The organism is Parazoarcus communis SWub3 = DSM 12120 (genome assembly GCF_003226565.1).
In the GTDB taxonomy this organism is placed as follows: Bacteria; Pseudomonadota; Gammaproteobacteria; order Burkholderiales; family Rhodocyclaceae; genus Parazoarcus; species Parazoarcus communis.
This window is the reverse complement of the sequence record NZ_QKOE01000005.1, coordinates 302,326-324,488: the sequence shown is the minus strand read 5'-3', so window position 1 is coordinate 324,488 and position 22,163 is coordinate 302,326. Positions and strand designations below refer to the sequence as shown.

Annotated in this window: 22 protein-coding genes and 1 tRNA gene; 3 read left to right on the top strand and 20 right to left on the bottom strand. The window is 63.1% G+C overall.

What is annotated here, in order from left to right; translation table 11 throughout:
• Nucleotides 1-404: 404 nt before the first annotated feature.
• The 13 genes from DNK49_RS10060 to DNK49_RS10000 all read right to left on the bottom strand — a co-directional run bounded on the left by DNK49_RS10060 (nt 405) and on the right by DNK49_RS10000 (nt 15,249).
• The gene (locus DNK49_RS10060; protein WP_110524198.1) at nt 405-1,466 is read right to left on the bottom strand and encodes an NADH:ubiquinone reductase (Na(+)-transporting) subunit F; all 1,062 of its coding nucleotides are present in this window, start codon (nt 1,464-1,466) and stop codon (nt 405-407) included.
• A gap of 10 nt (nt 1,467-1,476) precedes the next feature.
• Nucleotides 1,477-1,833, bottom strand: a complete 357-nt coding sequence (locus DNK49_RS10055) for a phenol hydroxylase subunit P4 (protein ID WP_110524197.1) — start codon at nt 1,831-1,833, stop codon at nt 1,477-1,479.
• Nucleotides 1,834-1,901: 68 nt separating this feature from the next.
• The gene (locus DNK49_RS10050) at nt 1,902-3,419 is read right to left on the bottom strand and encodes a YHS domain-containing protein (protein WP_110524196.1); all 1,518 of its coding nucleotides are present in this window, start codon (nt 3,417-3,419) and stop codon (nt 1,902-1,904) included.
• A 10-nt stretch (nt 3,420-3,429) separates the two neighbouring features.
• Entirely contained in the window at nt 3,430-3,699 is a 270-nt protein-coding gene (locus DNK49_RS10045) for an MmoB/DmpM family protein (protein ID WP_110524195.1), read from the bottom strand.
• Nucleotides 3,700-3,708: 9 nt separating this feature from the next.
• Nucleotides 3,709-4,701, bottom strand: a complete 993-nt coding sequence (locus tag DNK49_RS10040) for an aromatic/alkene monooxygenase hydroxylase subunit beta (RefSeq protein ID WP_110524194.1) — start codon at nt 4,699-4,701, stop codon at nt 3,709-3,711.
• Between the two features lie 15 nt (nt 4,702-4,716).
• Complete coding sequence (locus DNK49_RS10035) at nt 4,717-4,983, bottom strand: phenol hydroxylase subunit (protein WP_110524193.1); 267 nt, start codon at nt 4,981-4,983, stop codon at nt 4,717-4,719.
• Nucleotides 4,984-4,990: 7 nt separating this feature from the next.
• Nucleotides 4,991-5,920: a catechol 2,3-dioxygenase gene (locus DNK49_RS10030; protein WP_110524192.1), complete on the bottom strand. Its 930-nt coding sequence runs from the start codon at nt 5,918-5,920 to the stop codon at nt 4,991-4,993.
• Nucleotides 5,921-5,960: 40 nt separating this feature from the next.
• Nucleotides 5,961-6,278, bottom strand: coding sequence for a 2Fe-2S iron-sulfur cluster-binding protein (locus DNK49_RS10025; protein ID WP_110524191.1), 318 nt, complete (start codon nt 6,276-6,278; stop codon nt 5,961-5,963).
• 413 nt (nt 6,279-6,691) lie between these two features.
• Nucleotides 6,692-8,362 (bottom strand): sigma-54-dependent Fis family transcriptional regulator, encoded by a 1,671-nt coding sequence (locus DNK49_RS10020; RefSeq protein ID WP_110524190.1) that lies wholly within the window; start codon nt 8,360-8,362, stop codon nt 6,692-6,694.
• A gap of 162 nt (nt 8,363-8,524) precedes the next feature.
• Nucleotides 8,525-10,924 carry an efflux RND transporter permease subunit gene (locus tag DNK49_RS10015; RefSeq protein WP_110524189.1) on the bottom strand — a complete coding sequence of 800 codons (2,400 nt, stop codon included), beginning with the start codon at nt 10,922-10,924 and terminating at the stop codon, nt 8,525-8,527.
• A complete protein-coding gene (locus tag DNK49_RS10010; protein WP_243632301.1) occupies nt 10,924-11,958 on the bottom strand; it encodes a WD40/YVTN/BNR-like repeat-containing protein in 1,035 nt (344 codons plus the stop codon). Before DNK49_RS10010 ends, DNK49_RS10015 begins: the two co-directional genes overlap by 1 nt.
• A 217-nt stretch (nt 11,959-12,175) precedes the next feature.
• Entirely contained in the window at nt 12,176-13,528 is a 1,353-nt protein-coding gene (locus DNK49_RS10005) for a DUF1329 domain-containing protein (protein WP_110524187.1), read from the bottom strand.
• Between the two features lie 32 nt (nt 13,529-13,560).
• Nucleotides 13,561-15,249: a DUF1302 domain-containing protein gene (locus DNK49_RS10000; RefSeq protein ID WP_110524186.1), complete on the bottom strand. Its 1,689-nt coding sequence runs from the start codon at nt 15,247-15,249 to the stop codon at nt 13,561-13,563.
• Nucleotides 15,250-15,451: 202 nt separating this feature from the next.
• Between DNK49_RS10000 and DNK49_RS09995 the strand changes: the two genes are divergently transcribed.
• The 3 genes from DNK49_RS09995 to DNK49_RS09985 are packed head-to-tail and all read left to right on the top strand — an operon-like array spanning nt 15,452 to nt 17,214.
• The gene (locus tag DNK49_RS09995) at nt 15,452-16,363 is read left to right on the top strand and encodes a LysR family transcriptional regulator (RefSeq protein ID WP_110524185.1); all 912 of its coding nucleotides are present in this window, start codon (nt 15,452-15,454) and stop codon (nt 16,361-16,363) included.
• A gap of 57 nt (nt 16,364-16,420) precedes the next feature.
• Nucleotides 16,421-16,717, top strand: a complete 297-nt coding sequence (locus DNK49_RS09990) for a type II toxin-antitoxin system TacA family antitoxin (protein WP_110524184.1) — start codon at nt 16,421-16,423, stop codon at nt 16,715-16,717.
• Nucleotides 16,717-17,214 (top strand): GNAT family N-acetyltransferase, encoded by a 498-nt coding sequence (locus tag DNK49_RS09985; protein WP_243632300.1) that lies wholly within the window; start codon nt 16,717-16,719, stop codon nt 17,212-17,214. The genes DNK49_RS09990 and DNK49_RS09985 overlap by 1 nt, the downstream gene beginning before the upstream one ends.
• A 160-nt stretch (nt 17,215-17,374) precedes the next feature.
• Here the strand turns inward: DNK49_RS09985 and DNK49_RS09980 are convergent, their stop codons facing one another.
• From DNK49_RS09980 to folD, 7 genes are all read right to left on the bottom strand, one after another.
• Entirely contained in the window at nt 17,375-17,800 is a 426-nt protein-coding gene (locus DNK49_RS09980) for a type II toxin-antitoxin system VapC family toxin (RefSeq protein WP_110524182.1), read from the bottom strand.
• 131 nt (nt 17,801-17,931) lie between these two features.
• Nucleotides 17,932-18,078 (bottom strand): hypothetical protein, encoded by a 147-nt coding sequence (locus DNK49_RS24585; RefSeq protein ID WP_243632299.1) that lies wholly within the window; start codon nt 18,076-18,078, stop codon nt 17,932-17,934.
• 262 nt (nt 18,079-18,340) lie between these two features.
• Nucleotides 18,341-18,416 (bottom strand) — tRNA-Ala (locus DNK49_RS09970).
• A gap of 47 nt (nt 18,417-18,463) precedes the next feature.
• Nucleotides 18,464-19,528 (bottom strand): L-threonylcarbamoyladenylate synthase, encoded by a 1,065-nt coding sequence (locus DNK49_RS09965; RefSeq protein ID WP_110524181.1) that lies wholly within the window; start codon nt 19,526-19,528, stop codon nt 18,464-18,466.
• Nucleotides 19,525-20,679: a 5-(carboxyamino)imidazole ribonucleotide synthase gene (locus DNK49_RS09960; RefSeq protein WP_110524180.1), complete on the bottom strand. Its 1,155-nt coding sequence runs from the start codon at nt 20,677-20,679 to the stop codon at nt 19,525-19,527. Before DNK49_RS09960 ends, DNK49_RS09965 begins: the two co-directional genes overlap by 4 nt.
• A 15-nt stretch (nt 20,680-20,694) precedes the next feature.
• Complete coding sequence (gene purE, locus DNK49_RS09955) at nt 20,695-21,186, bottom strand: 5-(carboxyamino)imidazole ribonucleotide mutase (RefSeq protein WP_110524179.1); 492 nt, start codon at nt 21,184-21,186, stop codon at nt 20,695-20,697.
• A gap of 48 nt (nt 21,187-21,234) precedes the next feature.
• On the bottom strand, nt 21,235-22,098 hold the full coding sequence (folD, locus tag DNK49_RS09950; protein ID WP_110524178.1) for a bifunctional methylenetetrahydrofolate dehydrogenase/methenyltetrahydrofolate cyclohydrolase FolD: 864 nt from the start codon (nt 22,096-22,098) through the stop codon (nt 21,235-21,237).
• Nucleotides 22,099-22,163: the final 65 nt, after the last annotated feature.

The following is a 22,163-nucleotide window of genomic DNA, read 5'->3' as shown; positions in this document are numbered from 1 at the left end:
AGCCGCCCATGGTCATGATCGGCGCCATGATGCGAAAGCTCATCCATGTGGCCTTCGGGGTGCTCAAGTCCGGCAAACCATTCAATCCGCAGCTTCATAACGCTTGACCTGAATAACAGTATCTACGAAAACCGTCGCCACGAGCGAGGCGTGTCAGGTCGGATTGGTCGATCATCCGTCCGTGGGGGCTGATCCCTGCCCAGGAGATCGTCGCCACCGACGAGGGGTGAATGGCCGGCGAGGCCGACCTGCCGTCCCCGCGGCAACCATACCCCGCCATCGCTCCGACACACCGACGCCCACGCCAGCACGACTGACGCGCCGACGCTCACGACCCTGTCAAGCTTCTTTTACCGGATGAACATGCCGGGCAAAAGCCTGTACAGCCCGCCACCCGGCATCTATCAAATGGCCTTGAACAGCGGACTCCTCACCTGCTGCGCGTCTGCGGCCGAGATGAATTTCTCGGTGTAGATGTCGCGCTCGAACAGGCGGCCCTGCATCAGGGTGGAGATGCAAGCCTCGATCATCAGCGGCGGCCCGCACAGGTAGGCCTTGTTGCCGCGAAAGTCGTTGTCGAAGGCGGCCTTTGCCGCCTCGTGGACGAAGCCGCGGAAACCCTGCCAGCCGCTGCCTTCGGGCTCGTGCGAGAGCGCCGGGACATAACGGAAGTTGGGGTGCTGCTCCGCCAGCGCGAGAAACGCGTCGTGATAGTAAAGTTCGTCGCGGTTGCGCTGGCCGTAGACCAGCGTGATGGGCTGATCGAAGCCCCCTTCCAGCAGATCGAGGATCATCGAGCGCGGGCTCGACAAACCGGAGCCGCCCGCCATGAAGACCACCGGCACATTGGCGGATTTCTTGACGAAGAAGCGCCCGTAGGGGCCGGCGACGCGGATGCGGTCGCCGGCGCGCAGCTTTTCATGCACATAGGTCGTGCCCTCGCCGCCCGGCACGATGCGGACGTTGAGTTCGATTTCGCCCGCCACGGAAGGCGCACTGGCAATCGAGAACGCACGACTGCCGATGCCGCCGGGCAAGGCCAGGTTGACATACTGGCCCGCCTGGAAGCGCATGCCCTCGGGCTGGTCGAGCTTGATCCAGACGCCCTTGATGGTGGGCGTCAAGCTCTCGATGCGGCTCACGGTGCCATCGAAATCCCGCACCGGCAGATTTTCGGCATCGGGGTCCTCGTCGATCTCGGCTTCGATCACGAGGTCGCTCTCGGCCCGCGCACAGCAGGCCAGGCATTTGCCCTCGTCGCGCTCGAAATCCATCAGCGCGAAGCTCGAGGCTTCGCCGTGCTCGACTTCGCCGTCGGTGACCTGCACCTTGCAGGTTGCACACAGACCGTGACAGCAGGCATGGGGCAGATAGATGCCGGCACGCAAGGCGGCGTCGAGAATGGTCTGCCCCTCCTCGATCTCGATGGTCTGGCCCAGGGGCTCGATGGTCAGCTCGTAGCTCATGGCCCTGCCCTTAGGCTGCGTTCAGCAGCGCGTTCAGACCCGGCGTGCGAAAGCGGATCTGGTCCTTGTGGCCGATGCCGTTGGCGGCCAGGCTGCGGGAGAAGTCGGGGGTAAAGGGCGCGTTGTCCTTCAGCCATTCCACCGTGCGCCAGTCCACCGCAGCGGCGTCCGGGTCGGGCTGCACCAATGCGGTCAGCGGTCCGCTTACCATCGCTGCGAAGGGCGTCTCGGGCGGCAGGCACAGCAGAAACGGCGAGGCGAACAGCAGGTGATGGTCCCAGCTCACATACACCAGTTGCTTGCCATTGAAGTTCTCGACGCGATCGCGCGATACGCCGACATAGTCTTTGATTGATTTGACGGTCATCTCGAAGATCCTTTTGTCGCGGCAGCGGCGTCCCGTCGCCGGGGCCGCCCGCTGCCGCCGGTTTCACATCAGAGGTTGGAGGTCGCGAGGCCGCGCCATTCGTTGAAGTGCTGCTGGTCGGTCGATCCGTCGTAGTCGCCGTTGTCCACGCCATCACGCAGGCTGACCCAGTTCATCCACGCACCGACATCGCCACCGAGTTCGCTGAACAGGGCCGGCATCGGCAGCCAGGACTGGATGTACTTCTCCGGTTCATTGTTGAAGATGTCCATGCAGCCGTCCGAGCAGAACTGGTACTTCTCGCCCTTGTAGACCGTCTCGCGATGGCAGGTCAGGGTCGGGTCGTCCGGCTCGGTGAACACGCTCGGCAGCTGGCAGCACTGACACAGCCTGGCCAGGCCATAGTTCTTGAACGGCGTGCCGGCCGCCTTGAGCTTCCTGATGTGTGCCCAGCGCGGGCGGTAGTACTTGTCGAAGGTGTCGGGGTACTTTGCCGACAGCCAGTCCATATCCTCGTCGGACGGAATCCAGCTGTGGAAGGACGTGCCGAAGCTCCACTGGTACAGCCCCAGCATGAACTGGTGCGACATGTGGTCGATGGCTTTCTCGGCGTCGTCCCAGCCCTTGGGCGGACGGATGCCGTAGCGCGCCAGATCCTTGAACAGCGCGCCGCCGTTCTCGACACCGTAGATATCCCACGCCTCGCGCCACGACATGACGCGCTTGGGCAGCATGTAATCCATCATCGTGCTGACCAGGCCGAGCACGCGAAAGCCGCGCCAGAACCACTTGTCGATCCAGGCCTGCACGATGGGCAGGTTGTCCGGGTCCTGCTCGAGCATGAACTTGATGCATTCCAGTCCGAGCGTCATGTGGCGCGCCTCGTCCGACTGGGCCGAGAAACCGAAGGTGACGGTGGCCATGTCGCCGTTGTAGGCCGCACCCGACATGAAGGGCACGAACAGCAGGTTGGTGAGCACGTACTCGAACGAGAAGCCGATCGCGATCATGAATTCGAAGGGGCCGGCCGACATTGCATCGTCGAAGAAGGAGCGCGCCACCGAGGTGTACCAGATGCGGTCGCGCGCATCGGCGAAGGCATGAAAGCCGTCGTAGTAGCGGTTGTAGTTCGACATTGCATGGATCTGGGTCTGGGCGTGGCGCAGCTCGTCGATCGCCTGCATCTGGCAGGCGACCTGGGTGCCGACGCCCGGAAACTCGCGCCCGGCGCGGGCAAAGCCTTTGTGTGCGGCGTACTCGCCGGGGCTGATGGCCTGCAGGAAGATCTTCAGCGCCGACAGATAGCGCGCATCGGTGATGTTCAGGTGGCCGTTGTTCTGCGCATGGGCGTCGATGATGGCGTAGAACTTGCGCTCCTTCTCGGCCTGGTATTTCCAGTAGGCATCCATGGTCAGGCGGAAGGGGTCTTCCCACTTGTCCCAGTCGTGCACCTTGATGCCCTCGTAACTCGCGTAGGGAAAGATCGCGTCCTTGTCCTGGTAGCTGGGCTCCCAGCCAAGGTCGCGGGTCAGCGCGCGATAGCGCTCCTTCATGCCAAGCTTTTTCTTGGTGGCTTTCATGTCCATGGCGGGCTCCTCAGCTATTCCAGGTCAGGGTCAGCGTGTCATCGTCTTCGTCCACGTTGCCCGAGAGGGTGATCAGGTTGATTTGCAGCTCTTGCAGGTCGTAGGCGCGGCCAAGTTGATCTTCAATGGTTTCGCGCCGGATCACGAGATGGTCCGGCGCGTCGATCTTGACCATCGCCGGCTGGCGATTGATGACCGCAGCCGGGTTGTCGAGCGCGATCGCGTCGATGATCGGACGGGTGTCTTCGTTGGCTTGCAGGGCAATGAATACGGTGGACATGGGGGCCTCTCAGAGATCGATGCCGGTTTTGCGGATGCGCGCCTTGAAGGCTTCGACCTGTTCGGCCACGGCCTCGTCGGCCTCTACGCCCAGTGCAATCTCGATGACCGGGACCATGGCTGCCGCAGCACGACAGTTCCAGTCGGCGATCCATTGCCTGAGCTGGGTACGGTTGTCGTCGGATTCGGCTGCAACCACCTTGAGCACCGCATCGACCCATTTGCGGGTCTCGTCGAACCAGTCGGTCATGAACTGGGTGAGCATGGCCACGGCGCTGCCGCCCTTGACCGAGAAGTCGTCATCCACCACCCGGCCATAGACCAGCGGATACAGCAGACCGTCCAGCGCCACGTTCTGCGCCACGAACAGTTCGAACGGATCGCGCACCACCATGCAGTCCTCGACGTAGCGGCGCAGCGGCTGCCAGGCTGCATCGTTCAGCCAGGCACGCTTGCCCTCCTCCAGCGCTTCGGTGTCGCCCAGCAGCAGGCCAAGGCGCGACAGGTACTGGGCGATGCCCAGGTTGTCCATCGCGTGGTACATGCAGGGTTGGGTGAACACCGTGGCGTAGCCGTAGCCACAGATGAAGGTGTTGTTCTGGTTGGCACCCCAGGCGGCATGACGCAGCGGCATCAGCACCTTGAGCGCGGTGGCAGCCAGATCGGGCACCATCATTGCGGCCAGCCCGCGCGACTCGACAAAGGCGAAGTTGGCTTCGGTGGTGTCCTGCTGGCGGGCGCGCGTCAGGGTGTAGGTGCTGTAGTAGAACTGGCGCGGGTCCTTCAGTGCGTACCAGTCCTTCATGACGATCCGGGTGATGCGCTCGTCGTAGAGCGCCTGATCCGGATCCCAGGTGGGACGGTAGTGAAGATTCTCTGCCGCCTGGATGTCGTAGCTGCCCTCCTGGTAGCGCGAGGCCGGCTTGTCGCCGAAACGGCGGACGAGGTGGTCGAAGGCATTGCGCTGTGGCTCGATGGCCACCGTGCGAAGGTCGATCTGCATGGGGGGTGTCTCCTGCTACTGTGCTTGTCTGAAACGGGTGTGGGTGGCGTCGGCAAGGCGCCAGTCCCAGTCGCCCTGGGGGGTATCGGGATCGCGGGGCGGCAACATCTCGACCCGGTTGGCGGCGCAGAACTCGGTGAGGGCCTCGCGGGTGAGGATCATCTCGACAAAGACCTCCGGCTCGCCGATGGCAAACTCGAATTCGATGAACCCATTGCCGCGCTCGCCGCAGATGCGGACAAAGCGCCGGGTGGTGTCCATGCGGGCGGATTCGACGCGCATCGGACGCTCAGCTGACCACGGTCAGGAAGGTCTCGTGCAGCTTGCGCTGCGGGTAGTCGAGACCCTGGCCGAAGTTGTCGAAGGTCCACGTCAGCGGGCCGTAGTCGGGATACGGCTGGTAGCCGCCCATGAAGGTCTCGAAGCGGTTGCCCGAGGGATCCCAGGCGTAGATCGTGCAGCCGCGGGTCACGCCATGGCGGGTCGGGCCGATGTCCACCGGCACCAGGTTCATCGACATGATGTCGCCGGCGCGCAGTACCTGCTCCCAGCTTTCCATCAGGAAGGAGCAGTGGTGCAGCTTGCCCGGCTCCGGGTACTCGGCGAAGGCAATGTCGTGGACCTTGTGCGAGCACGACAGCCAGATCGCCACATTGCCCTCACCGTCGGGGGTCAGCACGCGCTCGACAAGGTAGAACCCAAGCACCTCGGTGAAGATCTTCTGCACCTCGGCGACGTTCGGGCCGTAGAGCAGTGCATGGTCCAGCCGCACCGGCGCAATGCCGTGCTCACGCTGCGGCCCCCACGGCGCCGGATTCACTTCTGCAAGACCGTTGCCGATCGAGGTCTTGTCGGCATACAACTCCATCACATGACCCGAGGGCAGGGTGAAGCGCACGCGCTCGCCGGTCTCCAGCATCTCGCCCGCGGGGATGCGTTCGGTGGCAAGACCATAGGCCTGCAGATCGGCGTCAAGCTGGTCGAGGGTGGCCTTGTCGAGCACCTTGAAACCGAAGAAATCAATGCCGGCGCGGTCGGCCTGACGGATCACATAGCTGTTGTGATCGCGTTCGTCCCAGCACTTGAAATAGACCCGCCCCTCGGCATCGCGCCCGGTTTCGACCAGACCGAGCACGTCGCGATAGAAGCGCACGCTCTCTTCCAGATCAAGCACGCGAACCTGGGCATGGCCCGGACGAAGAACACCAGTTAGCGCCATCTCTCATCTCCTCTTTCTTGTGGATGCATCGAACGGAAAATCAGCGAACGGAAGCGGGATTGCAGACCTTGCGCTGCAGTTTTCCGATCACCTTCAGGGAAAGGTCGCTGGCGGGGTACACCCGGCAGGCCAGCAGCCTGTGATGCGCAACATCGTCGTCACTGACGTGATCCCGACTCATTACGCGGGTTTGAAATTGGCCGGCGAGCACTTCGATCTTGCACACGCCACAGCCACCGCCCCGGCACCCCGTGGGAATCCCGCGCAGCCCAAGGCGATTCAGGCCTTCCAACAAGGACTCGCGCGGCGCGCAGGCATAGCTGAGGCCCGTATCCTCGATCCTGACCGTGTGTGACATGGCTCCTCCTTGTGTGTATCGACGCTTTGGTCAATCGGCGGCTTGAATCAATCCTGTTAATACCGCACTAAGCATTACTAATGCAGAGCCCGTGCCAATTTTATAAAATACTGATTTATATGAGAAAATATAAATCCACAGAGATTCATTCCGCTGCAGGCATGACGCTTTTGTCCAAGCCCTCCTTTCGCCTGACAAAAGCGTCAAGCTGCGATGCAACAATCAAGGGCAGGAATGGAAACGCCCGCGTCGCCATCGAACAATGGCAAGGCGGGCGTGCAGACTGGACAGGGTGGTTGGCGGGCCGTACGCCTTGCCGGCCGGAAGGTCAGCCCGTCATCGCGACCTCAGCCCGGGCCTGTCGGCCCAAAGCACAGCCGAGGGTGAATCCATCCACCGCAAGGCTGAATGAATCAGGCGGAGGGGATGGCGCTCTGGCGCAAGCGGTAGGCAAGCTGGCGACGGGTGATCCCGAGCAGGCGGGCGGCATGCGTGAGATTGCCATTGGCGCGCCGGACGGCCAGTTCCAGCAGCTGGGCCTCGTGCTGCTGGAGCTGGAAGCCGTCATGCAGAATCGCTTCGCACAGACGGCTGCGGCTTGCCTCGTCCTCATTGCCGACGACGCCCGCGTGATCGACGCCAGCACCGCCGGCAATGACTGGCGCACCACCCGCAAACAGGTGGTCGATCTCGATCAGGCCCCCGTTGGGGGCCAGCAACACGCCGCGTTCGATCAGGTTCTCCAGTTCGCGCACATTGCCGGGCCACTGGTAGGCCATCAGCGCCTGCATCGCCCCGTCACTGATGCCCTGTAGCTTCTTGTGGTACGACGCCTGGTATTTTTCGAGGAGGGACGCCGCCAGCAGCGAAATGTCGCTGCGGCGCTCGCGCAGCGGCGGAATCACCACCGGATAAGTGGCCAGCCGGTAATACAGGTCGGCGCGGAAACGGCCGTCCGCAATCGCCTGCTGCAGATCCACATTGGTCGCCGCCACCAGGCGGACATCAATCTTGCGCGTCTGCTCGTCGCCGAGGCGCTCCACCTCGCCGGTCTGCAACACCCGCAGCAGCTTGACCTGCGCGGCGGGCGACAGGTCGCCCACTTCGTCCAGGAACAGCGTGCCCCCGTGGGCCCGCTCGAAGCGCCCCGGGCGCGAGGACTGGGCACCGGTGTAGGCGCCCTTCTGCACGCCGAACAGCTCGGACTCGATCAGGTCGTGGGGAATCGCGGCACAGTTGACGGCCACGAAGGGCTGTGCGGAACGGCTGCCATGCTCATGGATCCAGCGTGCAAACATCTCCTTGCCGACCCCGGTTTCACCCAGCAGGAGCACCGTGATCGGACTGCTGGCGGCCTTGCTGACCAGGTCGAAGGCGGCGCGAAAGCCGCACGAAGCACCAATCAGGTTGCCGGCCGGCTCGACCGCGCACTGGCGCAGGCGTGAAAGCTCTTCGCGCATCTCGTCGAGCTGGCCCTGGAGATTGTCCGGCTTGAAATAGTCCAGATACGCGTCATCGCCCCAGGCCTCGGCGGGTTTGCCGACGATATGGCATTGGTGGTCGCCCTTGGCGATACAGGTGGTCTCGCGAAAGACAATGAAGCGGTTGAAGAACTGGGTGACGTAGCCCGAGGCGTAACCGACCAGGCTCCAGCACGCCGGATCGTCACCAATACCGAATTGCTGCAGGTGGGAGTCGGCCTCCCAGGCGTTCTCCCAATCCACCTCGCCGATGAAACTGCCCCGCTCCCAGTCGAGCTCGGCCTGCGTAATGGTGGCTTTGACCAGACCTTCGAAGGCATGCAGTTCGGGGCCGATGCGAAACACGTCATAGGGCTCACCCGCACCGTAGAGCTTTTTGGCCAGTTCGGCATCCTGTTGGCCCGATGCGAAGCCCATGCGAATCAGCAGTCCACGGGCGCGCTCCACGCCCAGAGAATCAAACAGCTCCCGGCGCAACGCGCCCATCGCGCGCGCGTGGAGCAGCAGCATGCGATTCTCGTCCAGCCAGATCTCGCCCCGATCGATATTGAAGCGCAGCCTGGCGCGCAGATTGAACTGTTCGATGAGCCGCTGTTGCACCATTCCGTCTCCACCTCGGCCTCGACGGGCCGTTGTTGTCTTGTCACTGGCCGTACTTTAACCCCCAACGCCGCGCGCCCCAATGCGACCGTGGCCGGCGTGGTGTCCCGTTCCGGCCCATCGAGTGCCACCCGCACGTGACGCGACAGGTTTCGCAGCGCGTGTTCAGGCCACGGCGCCTGCGTTCGGTCGCAGCAGGAAATGACTCAATGCAGGCAACAGGATCAGCGCGCCGAGCATGTTCCAGATGAACATGAATGCCAGCAGGATGCCCATGTCGGCCTGGAACTTGATCGGCGACCACGCCCAGGTGGCCACCGCCAATCCCAGCGTGATCCCGGTGAGCACCACCACCTTGCCGGTAAACAGCAGCGCCTTATAGTAGGCCTCTGACAGGCTCATGCCCTCCTTCATCCGCGCCAGCACCACCGTCATCACATACAAGGCGTAATCGACGCCGATTCCCACCCCAAGCGCAATCACCGGCAAGGTGGCCACCTTCACCCCGATGTTCAGCCACACCATCAACGCCTGGCACAGCACCGAAGTAATCATCAGGGGCAGCACTGCACACACCACCGCACGCCACGAGCGAAAGGTGACGAAGGTGAGCACGATCACCGCGCAGTACACCAGGATCAGCATCTGCGTGTTGGCCTTCCCCACCACGATATTGGTTGCCGCCTCGATACCGGCGTTACCCGCCGCATTGAGGAAGCGCAACTCGTCCGTACCGTATTGCGCGGCAAACGCCTCCACGGTCCCGACCACACTGTTGAGCGTGTCGGCCTTGTGATCCTTCAGATAGACATACACCGTGAGCAGATCGCAGTTCTGATTGAACATTTCACGCGGTGCGCGGGTGATGATGGCGTTGAGCATGTCCTGCGAGCGCGGGATCTCGAACCACTTCAGACTGCCTTCGTTCATGCCGGCGTTGGCGACCTTGGCCAGCCCCGCGAGCGAACTGGTGCCCTCGACGCCGGGCAGCTGCTGCAGCTCACGTTCGAGCGCATCGACGGCCATCAGCGTGTCGTACTGCCCGCAGGCGTATTGCGGGGTCTTCACCATCACGATGTAGACATCGCTGCTGGCTGCGTAATTGGCGCCCATGAAGGCGTTGTCGCGGTTGTAGCGCGAATCCGGGTGTAACTCGGGGGCCCCGGGGTCGGTGTCACCGATCTTGAGCTGGGCGCCGCCCAGCAGGCCGACCGCCCCCATTGCAAGGCCCGCCAGCACGCCGATGGTGGCCCATTTGCGCTGGGTGAACAGATCCAGGAAAGACCAGAATGGGTGGCGCCGGTGTTCAAGATCGCTGGCTTCGAGGCGCTCCGCCAGGTTGCTGCGCTGTGCGGCGGCCGCACTGACACCGGTGTAGGACAGCAGGATCGGCAGCACCGCCAGGTTGGTGAAGATCAGTACCGCCACGCCCAGGCTGGCGGTGACCGCCAGATCCTGAATCACCGGAATGTCGATCACCATCAGCACCGCAAAGCCGATTGCGTCGGTGATGAGCGCAATCATCCCGGTCAGGAACAGGCGCCGGAAGGTGTAGCGGGCGGCCACCAGCTTGTGCGTGCCGCGACCGATGTCCTGCATGATGCCGTTCATCTTCTGTGCGCCATGGCTCATGCCGATGGCAAATACGACGAAGGGCACCAGGATCGAATAGGGGTCGAGCTCGTACCCGAGCGTTGGCAACAGACCGAACAGCCACACCACCGCGGTCAAGGAGCACAGCATGACCAGCAAGGTACTGCGCAGGCAGCGCGTGTACCAGTACAGCACCGAGGTGCAGATGGCGATCGCAGCGGCGAAGAACAGCATCACCTGCTGCAATCCATCAATCAGATCGCCCACCACCTTGGCGAAGCCGGTGATGTGGATGCGGATACGCTCAGACTCGTATTGGGTTCGCAATGCCTCCAGGCGCTGCGACAGCGCATGGTAGTCGATACGTTCGCCGGTCTCGGCCAAGCGATCCTGCAGCGGCACCATCACGATGCTCGACCGGTAGTTGGCCGCCACCAGCTGTCCGATCTCGCCCGAGCGTTCGACGTTGACGCGTACCTGTTCGAGGCTGTCTGGCGAGCCATCATAGTCGTCCGGAATCACCGGCCCGCCATCCAGACCGTCCTCGGTCACGCCGGTCCAGCGCACTGCTGGCGCCCACAGCGACTTCATGAAGGGCCGATCGACACCCGGCATCAGGAACAGCTCGTCGCTGAGCCTGCGTACCGTGTCGAGATACCCGGCATCAAAAATATCGCCCTCCCTGGCCTCGACCGCGATGCGCAGGCTGTTACCCATGCCCGCGAGCTGGCTGCGGTTGTCGAGATAGTTGACGATGTACGGGTGCCCGGTCGGAATCATCTTCTCGAACGCAGCGTTGAGCGACAGCCCCAACGCCTTGTAGCCAAAGAAGACCGTGGCAATCAGGCAAAACGCCAGTACCAGCGCACGGTTGTTGAACAGCATGCGCTCGAGCAGCAAGCCCGAGCGATGGTCGAAGTCATGGAATCCGTCCGCGAGGCCCGACCCAGGCAATGTGTTTGCGATACTCATCACTTTGCTTCCGCTACAAGTTTGCGATGTTCCACCCGGGCAAGACCGCGTGCGCCCGAAAGAACCAGATCCCCCGCCGAGGTCTCGACCATGCCGGTCAGCCCGCTGCCGGTGTGCTCAGGTAACGCGACAAAACTGCGCGCACCGTCGGTGCTGCGCAGCACACGTCCGCTCTCGTCGGCCAGCACGACCGACCCATCCGACAACAGGCGTCCGGCAGCAATCGTGATCTCCTGATCGATCGGAACCTGCACCCAGCTTTGCCCACCGTCATGGGTGCGCCAGGCATTGCCGCGCAGCCCATAGGCGAGCATCGTGTCCGTATCGATCACGACGACGCCAAAATAGGTACCGGCGTAAGGGGTCGGTATGGCGGCAAAGGTGTCGCCGCCATCCTGCGAGCGGAACAGCACACCTTGCTCGCCCGCAATCAGGATGTCCCGCCCACGAACCCGCACCTGATAGAGATGATTGCCACGCGCATTGGGAATGCGCCCTGCCAGTGAGTGCCAGGTCGCGCCGCCGTCTTCGGTCACGAGCGCCAGGCCATAGGCACCGACCGCATAGCCGCGTTGATCGTCGGCGAAGTACACCCCAAGCAAGGGCTTGTCCGGTCCTTCTTCGACCATCCTCTGGGCATCCCGCACGGCGCGAGCGGCACCGGGATCACCCGCAGCCAGCCGAGCATTCGCCTCATCAAGCACGATGGCGGCCGCCTGACGGCCATCGAGTTGACGCCTCCAGCTGTCACCCCCGTCTGCGCTGTGCAGGATCACACCACTGTGTCCCACCGCCCAGCCCCGATCCGGGCTGGCAAAGTGCACATCGGTCAACGCCACGCTGACCGGTACCGTGCGGGCCTGCCGCCAACTGCGGCCGTGATCATCGGACAGCAAGACGTTGCCACGCACCCCCACCGCCACCACCCGTTCGGCGGCGCGGGCAAGCGCCAGTTGAGTGGAGGCCTGTGCCCGGACATCGGTCCGCGCCGAGAGCTCGAGCAGGTCGGGAACCTTGTGCGGCTCGGCCGCCACGGGGGATCCGCACAACAAGCAGCAAAAAGAGAACAGGATGGCAACGCAGGGCACGCGCCGCCCGAATGGAGTCTTGAAAACCATGGTACGTACTCGCTAGCAGCACCCAGACGCCATGCATACCGTTTGAAACCAGTGCAGACGAATGGGCGCATCAGGCGTGGAAGGCCGTTGCCGGCCCGAAGCGTGCCGGCAGGTCGTGGAGGTGGAGCCTTGATCAGCGCGAGGCTTCGGCTGCCACGGCGTCACCGGTGAAGTAGGTTTCCGGCTTGCGCGGAACAACCTTGAAGTCTTCATCATTGAGCGCCTGAATCACGCTCATGGTGCCCGCCTGCAGGTTGAACACGGTTGCGGTCTTCATCAGCGTCGCCGGGATGGACGGCACCACGAAAGGGGTGACCTGGGTCGTGCGCCACAGCTTGTCTTCGGCGTCGTAGCCGTCGACCAGCGCGATCAGCCAGGTATCCTCGTCAAGGTAGTAACGCCGCTTCGGCACCGCGTGGCGCTTGCCGCTGGCGACGGTGGCCTCGACCACCCACACCCGATGCTTCTCCCAGCGCACATGGTCGGGGTTGAGGTGGTGCCTGGCGATGGCATCGCCAAGCTTCGCACCGATCAATCCGTTGTTGTTGTACGGAATCAGCATCTCCTGCTTGCCGATCAGCTTCCACTCGAAGCGGTCGAGCGAGCCGAAAAAGCCCTGCACCTCGTCAAAGTAGTTGGCCCCCGAGGCGACAAAGTCCGGCGTGTCGTAGGATACCGTCGGCGCACGGCGCACACGGCGCTGACCGACCAGATATTGCCAGGCCTGGCGTGCATTCTTCTGATCGATGCTGTCTCGGATCACCAGGGACTCACCGGCCTTGAACGGCGGCTCGAGGGTGTTGAAGCGGAACATCGCATACTCGCCGGACCAGTTCTCCGGCGTTGCATCCTCGTAATACTGCGGATACTGGAAGGCAATCTCGTTGCGCGTCGCCAGCGTATGCGAGCCGTCGGCATTGCCGACGATGTTCTTGAAGCGATACTCGATCGACGGCGCCTCGACCCGCATCAGGAAGTTCCACATCACCTCGACCCCATCCTTCGGAATCGGGAACGGCGTACCGCCGATGCAGCCGGAGATGGAGTAGCCACCGTCGCGGGTCTCACACCGCGTCGCGTTCTTCGCGACGTTGTCGTACACGCGCTGGGGTGCGGCCGCGGTACGGTGGGTGGGATAGACGTCGAGGCGGAAGCTGTCCGGATACTTCTGCAACAGCGCCTTGGTGCCGTCGGACAACAAGGCGGCATGTTCAGTCATGTTCTTCGCGGTGACCTGAAACCTCGGCTTCTCGGCAGTGAAGATCTCGGTCGGAATGTCACCCATTTGCTTGCCCGGCAAGGGCTTGGTGATGCCTCCTTCCCACGGCGGAATGCTGCCATCCTTGTTTCCGGCTTTTTCCGCGCCCAGCGGTGTCAGCGTGCTCTTGAGCTTGGCCGCCTCGTCTGCGCTCACGGCAGCGTGCGTACCCTGCGCACCCATCAGGACGGTTACCAGCGCCGCCCACAGAAGCTTGTGCTTGATCATCGTTTGTCTCCTCGATTGCCTCATGGCTTGAATCAGAACGTGCGCTGAATGGACAGCGAGATGAAGTCGCGGTCGCCATGGAAGTTGTTGTATGAAAGCTCGGGCACGGCCGTGTTGTATTTGATGACGGAACCTGCACGCCCGAAGTAGTGGGTGAAATTCAGGCTGGCCTGCCAGGTCCTCTGGTAGTCGGCCTTGATCCCGAGGCTCAGGTTGCCGCCATGCTCAGCTGGGAACAGCGCGCCATTGACCGACGATCGGCCGCCCAGCCCATAGCTCAACCCGATCGGCACTTGCAGATCGAGGCCGGGCGTGACCTGGAAATACTCGGGGGTGAACACGAACTGGATCGCGCTTGCATCGCGGGTCGCCAGCGGATCGAGTTGATCGGCGTTGTCGGTGATCTTGAGCCGACGGTTGTAGGCGAACTCGCCGATGAAGGACGCCCCGTCCCACAGCGCACTGGCCCCCATGACGCTGATCGCCGACAGGTTCAGGTGCATCGTGCGGCCCTTCGGGAATGCGGCCTTGCTGTCCCCGTCGGACAGCGGCCCGGTGATCACCGTATTGCCGGTCGCCACCAGCGGCATGTTGTCGCGGAACGACATCTCGCCGGCAATGTTCGTCTCGCCCAACAAGGTGCTGAAGCTGGCGCCCACGGTGCGGATGTTCTCGCCAAACACCTGGACGTAGTCGCCAACGCTGCCTGGCTGAACGTTCACACCCGGCCGCAGATAAAACTGCGGCATCTTGTCGTGAAACTGCGCCGCATAGAATCCGTACTCCGCATTTCCGCTCTTCAGGCGCAACTGCACACCCCCCTGCCCGGAATCCTTCGCTTCGATGTCCTTGCCGCGGAACACCGCTGCGCCGGGTCCGAGTATCACAGTCTCGCCGCCCTCATCCACGAAGTCCGCAAAACTGAAGTAGCTTCCCGCGGCCGGCAGGCGCGACTTGCGCCATTCCGCCTGGTAATAGACGCCGATGGTCACGTCCGCATTGACCTGGAGTTGCGCCGACACCTGCCCTACCGGACGAGCCACCTCCTTGAACTGCGAGTTCGGGACCGCCAGCGCGCGTGCAAGGTCAAGCGGCGTCTGCGCGCCCGCAATACCGTTTGAACCGAAGAACAGACTTTCACCGTAGAGCTGGGTGAAACGCCCGCCCTTCAGGTTCAGGTTCATGCCGGCGGGCGCCAGGTTTCCATAGACGAAGGCATCGAGAAACTCGGCATTGCGCCCGTGCAGACGCTTGGTGTCGTCGGTGAACTTGTTGTACGCAGCGGATCGCGAATTGACCAGGGCGCCGCCCAGGGCGCCCGGGTTGTCGTTGGATACGTTGTATACCTGGTCATACCAGGCGGCACCGCTCACCCGAAAGCCGAAAGTGCGCTTGTAACGGAAGTCGAATTCGGACAGTACATCCAGACGGTTCGAGATCAGGCCCCGACCAAAATTCAGGTCGCCGTCATTGGTGTTTGCCTGCGGACCAATCGAATTGTCCGCCACCTTCGAGTCAGCACCACGCACCCGCCACCCGGCGCTGTACTTGACCGTGTTGTCCCACGAAACCCGGATATCGGGATCGCCGGTATCGATCTGAACCGCGGCTGCGCCACCACTTGCCAGCACGGCCGCAGCGGCAGCGATCGCTGTGCTCAGGCGGCTTGCGTGCGGCCGTGATCGAGCCTGTGCACCCCGTGTACCAAGACGCTTGTTCATCTCTTCCTCCTCCTGATTGGTGTCTTTCGTCTTGTCGTCCCGCTGGCGACGAAGGTCTTGGGCCTGTAACGCAGCGGGTCAGGGCGAAAGTTATCGGCGGGGAGGATTACCGTCCAATACCATTATTCTCCCTTCTCGATACTCCTTAGGTATGATCTCAAGCCGGGCAACTCGTCGTCGCCTGACAGGGGGAGAACAAGCGGTGGATCTACGTCACTTGCGTTATTTCGTTGCGGTCGCGGAGGAAGAGAACATCGGGCGCGCAGCAACGCGTCTGCATATATCCCAGCCCCCTCTGACGCGGCAGATCCAGCAGCTTGAGGAGGAGCTCGGCGTCGCCCTGTTCATCCGCACCCCGCGAGGCATGGAGCTGACCCAGGCCGGCGAACTTTTCCTGGAAGAGGCGCGCAATATCCGGGCACTGGTGGAGCAGGCCACCGAGCGGACTCAAAGGGCCGGCCAGGGAAAACTGGGGCGTCTCGATATCGCTATCTTCGGGTCCGCGATCCTGGACCTGATTCCCAAACTGCTGCTGAACTTTCGGAACCGCCATCCGGACGTCAAGGTTGTCCTGCACACGATGACGAAAGCGGAGCAGATCGAAGCGGTCCGGCAGCGGCGTATCTCGGTGGGCTTCAACCGCATGCTGGAGCCGCTGGACGATATCGTGATCAAGCAGGTCGCCACCGAGGGGCTGCTGGTCGCGTTACACGACGACCATCCGCTGGCCAGGCAATCCGTCATACGCTTCGCCGAGTTAAAGGATCATCCGATGATCCTTTTTCCGACCGGCGCCCGTCCAAGCTTCATCGATAAAGTCATCGGTCTTTGCATCGAGAACGGCTTCCAGCCGCAGATTTCGCAGGAAGTCGGCGATGCGGTGACGGGCGTTGCCCTGGTCGCCAGTGGATTCGGCATCTGTCTGGTGCCCGAATCGGCAACCACACTTCAGTTTCCCGGGGTGACTTACCGACGGCTTACGGACCCTCCTCCAAACCTGCTCGTGGATCTGAGCTGCATCTACCGTAAGGGCGACCAATCCCCGATCCTCGCCGCCTTCCTGAGGACCGTCGATGACTATCAATCAGCTCAACCCGGCGCACCGAAAACGTAACGCCATTAGCGTTACGCAAATGCTAGACTGACAGTACCCCACACAGGAGTCCTCATCATGAGAGCCGCCCCCCCCTCCACCGAGGCCCCACGCCGCGACACGCTCAACCTGCGTATCCCGCCCGAGGAACGCAACCTCATCGACCGCGCTGCCGAAGCTGCCGGCAAAACGCGCACCGACTTCATCCTCAGCGCCGCCCGCCGCGCCGCGGAAGACACCCTGCTGGATCGCGCCATCCTCTCCGTGAGCCCCGAGGCTTACGCCGAGTTTCTTGCCCGGCTCGATGCACCGGCCCAGCCCAACGAGCGCCTGCGCAAAACCATGCAGACCCCCGCTCCCTGGACCAGGGCCTGATGCTCAGCGCCCCCTGCCTGCTCAGTGCCGAACACGATCTCTCCGCCTTCGACTGCGGCGAACCCACGCTCAACGAATGGCTGCGCCGCCGCGCCCCGCAGAACCAGGCCAGTGGCGCATCGCGCACCTTCGTCTGCTGCGAGGGGAATGCCGTGGTCGGCTACTACGCACTTGCCGCCAGCGCAGTCGCCCCGGCTGCCGCACCGGGCCGCTTCCGCCGCAACATGCCGGACCCCATCCCCGTCGTCGTACTCGCCCGCCTCGCCGTGGCCGCCAGTCATCATGGCCAGGGGCTGGGCCGCGCCCTGTTTCAGGATGCCGCCCGCCGCGCCCTGTATGCGGCAGACGTCATCGGCGTGCGCGGCCTCATCGTGCATGCCTTGAGCGATGCCGCCCGCGCCTTCTACCTGCAACTCGGGCTTGAGCCTTCACCGCTCGACTCCATGACCCTGATGACCCCCTTCACCGACCTGCGCGCCGCCCTCGGCGACGCCTGACTCATGGCCCCGCAGCCCACCGACCGCATCTGCGACCCCGCCTGCGCCGCCGCACATCAGTCGGCAACCACTCCCGAAGGTCAGCCGACGAGCAGTGTTCCCGATTCTCGGCACGCCAGAGGCTAGGCTCCGAGGCTAGCGGAACGCTGCCGCTCGCCTCTCAGCTCACCAAGGGCGGGCTAAACGGATTGATGCTTCGCACCCCGATCGACTTGAAGTCTTCCGTGTTGCGCGTAACGACGGTCAGGTCGTAGATGAGGGCGATGGCGGCAATCTGCTTGTCGATGGGATGCTGGGGACTCGGTGACATCAGTCGGCCCCAGAGCTGAGCACAGTCGAGGTCAAAGCCCAGAATACGGTCTGCATGGTCAGCGACCACCATATCCAGCCAGGCTTCGAGTCGCGCAGCCTGCTCGCGGTCACCGCGGTTACGGATGTTCCCCAGGGCCCGGCGAATCTCACCGATTGTCTGCACCGACAGATAGATGTCCTCCGCGGCCAGGGTGGCGAAAAAGGCGGTGACGCCCGGATTGGCACGCCCGTCTTTTCGCAGCTCGCCGATGATATTGGTGTCGAGCAGGTACATCAGCCCTGCCTGAGGTTGAAGTCTTCATCGGCACCCACGTCCGGCATGCTGGCCAGAACGTCTTTGAAGGTCCGCCGCGCAGGTCGCGCAAGCGCTGCCCGCAGGATTTCCCGATGCTCCGCCTCAGCGCTTCAACCGTGCCGCGCCACCGCCTCTTTCAAAGCCTGCGCGATCGATGGGTCGATGTTACGAACGACAAGATTGGTCGCCATCACGCGCTCCTGACGATTGCAATGCTTGGCTTGCATTGTAGCGAACGCCGCAATCATTGCAGTCATGCAAACCCCGTGTCGAGACGGCAAACGATTCGTCCCCGCTTTGTGCGAAGCTCAGTTCATCCTCAGAGGCTTCGAGAGAGAGATGTAGGTGCTAAATCTTGATGTCAGTCATCGGCATGGGGCAACGCCTTCGCCTGAAGTCGAAGCTGCCCTCAATGTTGCCCCCAGATGCCAGGGGACAACGTGAGACAAATAAAAAGCCGCAAACCCTTTCAGGTTGCGGCTTTTGTTTCATCACAAGACATTCGTGATAAATGTGTTCTGGTGGACCGAATGAGGATCGAACTCACGACCTCCGCATTGCGAACGCGGCGCTCTCCCAGCTGAGCTATCGGCCCAAGAGGCCGCATTATAGTAAAGCCCCCTGAAAATTGGAATAGCGTGTTCAGGTCTCGTCCTGGTCGGCGCCGGAGCCAACGGCGGCGCGGCCGAGTCGGTCGGCGATGGCGCGCCAGGCGGGTATCCCGGGCAGGTCCTCGATCAGGATGAAATCGGCTCCGAGGGCATCGAGTGCGCGCAGATTGGCGTACAGGTCGTGCGCGTAGGCGACCGGGTCGGCCGGCGCCTGGCGCCAGATCAGCCGAGCATCGTCCGGGCTAGCGACGCTATGAGCGAGCACCGCAACGCGACTGCCCTCACCTGCCAGAACAGCAGCCTGCTCCACCAGTTGGGTGGCTGCAAACAGTTGCAGCGGTGTGCTCGGCGCATAGTGCGCAGCCAACGCACCGGACACCCTTGGGGCATCGCCGGACGGGTGCGCATCATGCTGTACAGGCGAAGCCTGGTCTTCGCCGCGTACCCGCGGGCGACGGCCAATGACGCGGGCAATGTCATCTGCGGTGATTGCGCCGGGACGCAGGATCTCGGGCTGGTTGCGGGAGAAGTCCAGGATTGTGGACTCGATGCCCACCTCGCAGGCACCGCCATCGAGTATCACTGCCACGCGTTCGCCGAGCTCCTCCTGCACATGTGCGGCCGTGGTCGGACTGATGCGCCCGAAACGGTTGGCACTGGGCGCAGCGATGCCCGAACCAAACTGACGCAGAAGCTGTAGCGCGACCGGATGGGCAGGCACACGGACCCCGACCGTATCCTGCCCGCCAGTGACCTCGTCCGGCACACCCGCCTCGCGCTTCAGGATCAGCGTCAACGGCCCGGGCCAGAACGCGTTGGCAAGCGCGATGACATCCTTCGGGATTGCTGCTGCCCATTGCGGCAGGTGGCTGACGTCCGGCAGATGCACGATCAGGGGATGATCGGCCGGGCGCCCCTTGGCGGCGAAGATCTTGCGAACGGCAAGCGGATTGAGCGCATCGGCAGCCAGGCCATACACGGTTTCAGTCGGCATGCCGACGATGTCTCCGGCCCGCAGCAGGTCAGCCGCCCGCTCGATTGCGACGGGCGTTGCCGAATCGACATGGCCTCTTGCCGGATGCGTGGCGGAACTCATTCGTCGCGGATGCCGATGGCCGCGCGCGCCTGCAGCGCACGCTCTAGCACCTGAGCCGCATCGTCGCCGGTCACGACAAAGTGCCCCATCTTGCGGCCGGGGCGGGCGTGATGCTTGGCGTAGAGGTGCAGGCGCAGGCCAGGCACCGCATGCAGCAGCGACCAGTCGGGCTCGCGATAGGTGCCGTGGCCCTTGCCATCCTCATACCAGAGTTCGCCAAGCAGATTGACCATGACCGCGACAGAGTGCTGACGTGGCCGCGCCAGCGGCAGGCCGCACAACGCGCGGACCTGCTGCTCGTACTGGCTGACATCGCAGGCATCGATGGTGTGGTGACCACTGTTGTGCGGGCGGGGCGCCATTTCGTTGACGAACAACTCGCCACGACAGACAAAGAACTCCACCCCCAGCGTACCGACATAAGCAAGCTTGCTGGCGATACGCTCTGCCACTTCCTGCGCGTTGTCACGCAGGCAGGCCGATGCCTGTGCGGGCGCGATGGTGACATCCAGGATGCCATTGCGGTGACGGTTCTCGCTGACGGGAAAGCACTGCACCTTCCCGGCCTCGTCACGCGCAAGCACCACCGATACCTCAAAGTCCAGCGTCAGCATCTTTTCCAGCACACAGGGCTCACCCTTGAATTGCTGAAAGGCAGCCAATGCTTCATCACGATCGGCAACCCGCGCCTGACCCTTGCCGTCGTAGCCGAAACGCGCCACCTTGAGCACCGCCGGAAACAGGCCGGCATTGGCACTGCGGATGTCGTCCTCGTTGCGAATGGCAGCGAAGGGGCCGTGTGGCAAACCGTTGTCGGCCAGGAAGGACTTCTCGGCAATGCGGTTCTGGCATACGGCCACCGCACTGGCGGCGGGATGCACTGGCAGGAATTTGGCGAGATAGTCCAGGGTATCGGCCGGCACGTTCTCGAACTCGGTCGTCACGGCTGCGCAGCCAGCGGCAAACTCGTCCAGCGCCTGATAGTCGTCATAGGCTGCAATCAGGTGACGATCGGCCAGCAAGCCGGCAGGGCTGTGCGGGTCCGGATCCAGGACCCAGACCTTGTAACCCATTTCGTGAGCAGCAGAAACGAAAAAGCGGCCAAGCTGGCCGCCGCCGAGCATGCCGAGGGTGGCGGGCGGGAGAATCATGATGATCGAGCCCCGTCAGTCCAGCTTCATGTCCAGCACCGCCTGTGTCTGGCGGGCACGGAAGGCAAGCAGTTTGTCTGCCAGCGCTGCATCGTCGTTGGCCAACAGTGCCACCGCGAACAAGCCGGCATTGGCAGCCCCGGCCTCGCCGATGGCAAAGGTGGCCACCGGAATTCCCTTGGGCATCTGCACGATGGACAGCAAGGAGTCCTGCCCGGACAGGGCCCGCGACTGCACCGGTACGCCCAGCACCGGCAGCGTGGTCTTGGCGGCCACCATGCCCGGTAGATGCGCCGCGCCACCCGCACCGGCAATGATGGCTTTCAGACCACGCTCGCGCGCCTGTTCGGCATATTCGAACATCAGGTCCGGGGTACGGTGAGCCGACACCACCCGGGCCTCGTAGGGCACGCCAAAATCATCGAGCATGGCTGCTGCGGCCTTCATCGTCGGCCAGTCGGAATTGGAACCCATGATGATGCCGACAACGGGTTTCTGTTCGCTCATCGCGCTTCCTTGCTTGGTGCGGCGCTGCCGCTTGAATATCGGAAAGGCTTACTTGCCGGCCGCGCGGGCGGCGCGGTCAGCAGAAATGACGGTGTTTTCCAGCAGCATGGTGATGGTCATCGGACCGACACCACCGGGTACCGGCGTGATCAGACCGGCGACGGTCTTTGCCGATTCGAAATCGACATCGCCACACAGCTTGCCATCGGGCAAGCGGTTGATCCCCACGTCGATCACCGTCGCACCCGGCTTGACCATGTCACCCGTGACAAAACGCGGTTTGCCGATCGCAGCCACCAGGATGTCGGCACGACGCGTATGAAAATTGAGGTCGCGGGTCTTCGAATGGCAGACCGTGACGGTGGCACCCGCGTTGGTCAACAGCATGGCCATCGGCTTGCCGACGATATTGGAACGCCCGATGACCACGGCCTCGACACCGGCGAGATCGACGCCTTCGGCTTCGAACATCTTCATGACACCGTGCGGCGTGCAAGGCAGGAAGGCCTCCTGGTTCTGCGACAGGCGGCCGACATTCTCGGCATGGAAACCGTCGACGTCCTTGGTGACGCTGATGGCCTCCAGCACTGCGGCCTCGTCGAACTGCTTCGGCAGCGGCAACTGCACCAGAATGCCATGCACCGACGGGTCGGCGTTGAGCTCGGCAAGCCTGGCCATGACCACCTCAGGCGAGACATCGGCCGGATAGTCGAGGCGCAATGAACGGATGCCAGCCTTCTCGCAGGCGCTGACCTTATTGCGCACATAAACGGCCGAGGCGGGATTCTCGCCCACCAGGATGACCGCCAGACAGGGTTGCACACCCCGCGCCGTCAGCGCGGTAGCCCGTTCGGCGATTTCGCCGCGCACGCGCGCAGAAAGCGCATTGCCATCGATAATGCGAGCGGTCATCTTGCTGCCTCGGAAAAAGCCCGGGATTTTACCAGTTTCAACCAGGACTGCGCGGATTCGATGTG

What these genes read in the sequence shown, in the direction of transcription:
- DNK49_RS10060 (WP_110524198.1), bottom strand. Translation starts at nt 1,466, where the DNA reads ATGAGCTACGAGCTGACCATCGAGCCCCTGGGCCAGACCATCGAGATC.
- DNK49_RS10055 (WP_110524197.1), bottom strand. Translation starts at nt 1,833, where the DNA reads ATGACCGTCAAATCAATCAAAGACTATGTCGGCGTATCGCGCGATCGC.
- DNK49_RS10050 (WP_110524196.1), bottom strand. Translation starts at nt 3,419, where the DNA reads ATGGACATGAAAGCCACCAAGAAAAAGCTTGGCATGAAGGAGCGCTAT.
- DNK49_RS10045 (WP_110524195.1), bottom strand. Translation starts at nt 3,699, where the DNA reads ATGTCCACCGTATTCATTGCCCTGCAAGCCAACGAAGACACCCGTCCG.
- DNK49_RS10040 (WP_110524194.1), bottom strand. Translation starts at nt 4,701, where the DNA reads ATGCAGATCGACCTTCGCACGGTGGCCATCGAGCCACAGCGCAATGCC.
- DNK49_RS10035 (WP_110524193.1), bottom strand. Translation starts at nt 4,983, where the DNA reads ATGCGCGTCGAATCCGCCCGCATGGACACCACCCGGCGCTTTGTCCGC.
- DNK49_RS10030 (WP_110524192.1), bottom strand. Translation starts at nt 5,920, where the DNA reads ATGGCGCTAACTGGTGTTCTTCGTCCGGGCCATGCCCAGGTTCGCGTG.
- DNK49_RS10025 (WP_110524191.1), bottom strand. Translation starts at nt 6,278, where the DNA reads ATGTCACACACGGTCAGGATCGAGGATACGGGCCTCAGCTATGCCTGC.
- DNK49_RS10020 (WP_110524190.1), bottom strand. Translation starts at nt 8,362, where the DNA reads ATGGTGCAACAGCGGCTCATCGAACAGTTCAATCTGCGCGCCAGGCTG.
- DNK49_RS10015 (WP_110524189.1), bottom strand. Translation starts at nt 10,924, where the DNA reads ATGAGTATCGCAAACACATTGCCTGGGTCGGGCCTCGCGGACGGATTC.
- DNK49_RS10005 (WP_110524187.1), bottom strand. Translation starts at nt 13,528, where the DNA reads ATGATCAAGCACAAGCTTCTGTGGGCGGCGCTGGTAACCGTCCTGATG.
- DNK49_RS10000 (WP_110524186.1), bottom strand. Translation starts at nt 15,249, where the DNA reads ATGAACAAGCGTCTTGGTACACGGGGTGCACAGGCTCGATCACGGCCG.
- DNK49_RS09990 (WP_110524184.1), top strand. Translation starts at nt 16,421, where the DNA reads ATGAGAGCCGCCCCCCCCTCCACCGAGGCCCCACGCCGCGACACGCTC.
- DNK49_RS09985 (WP_243632300.1), top strand. Translation starts at nt 16,717, where the DNA reads ATGCTCAGCGCCCCCTGCCTGCTCAGTGCCGAACACGATCTCTCCGCC.
- DNK49_RS09980 (WP_110524182.1), bottom strand. Translation starts at nt 17,800, where the DNA reads ATGTACCTGCTCGACACCAATATCATCGGCGAGCTGCGAAAAGACGGG.
- DNK49_RS24585 (WP_243632299.1), bottom strand. Translation starts at nt 18,078, where the DNA reads ATGACTGCAATGATTGCGGCGTTCGCTACAATGCAAGCCAAGCATTGC.
- DNK49_RS09965 (WP_110524181.1), bottom strand. Translation starts at nt 19,528, where the DNA reads ATGAGTTCCGCCACGCATCCGGCAAGAGGCCATGTCGATTCGGCAACG.
- DNK49_RS09960 (WP_110524180.1), bottom strand. Translation starts at nt 20,679, where the DNA reads ATGATTCTCCCGCCCGCCACCCTCGGCATGCTCGGCGGCGGCCAGCTT.
- purE (WP_110524179.1), bottom strand. Translation starts at nt 21,186, where the DNA reads ATGAGCGAACAGAAACCCGTTGTCGGCATCATCATGGGTTCCAATTCC.
- folD (WP_110524178.1), bottom strand. Translation starts at nt 22,098, where the DNA reads ATGACCGCTCGCATTATCGATGGCAATGCGCTTTCTGCGCGCGTGCGC.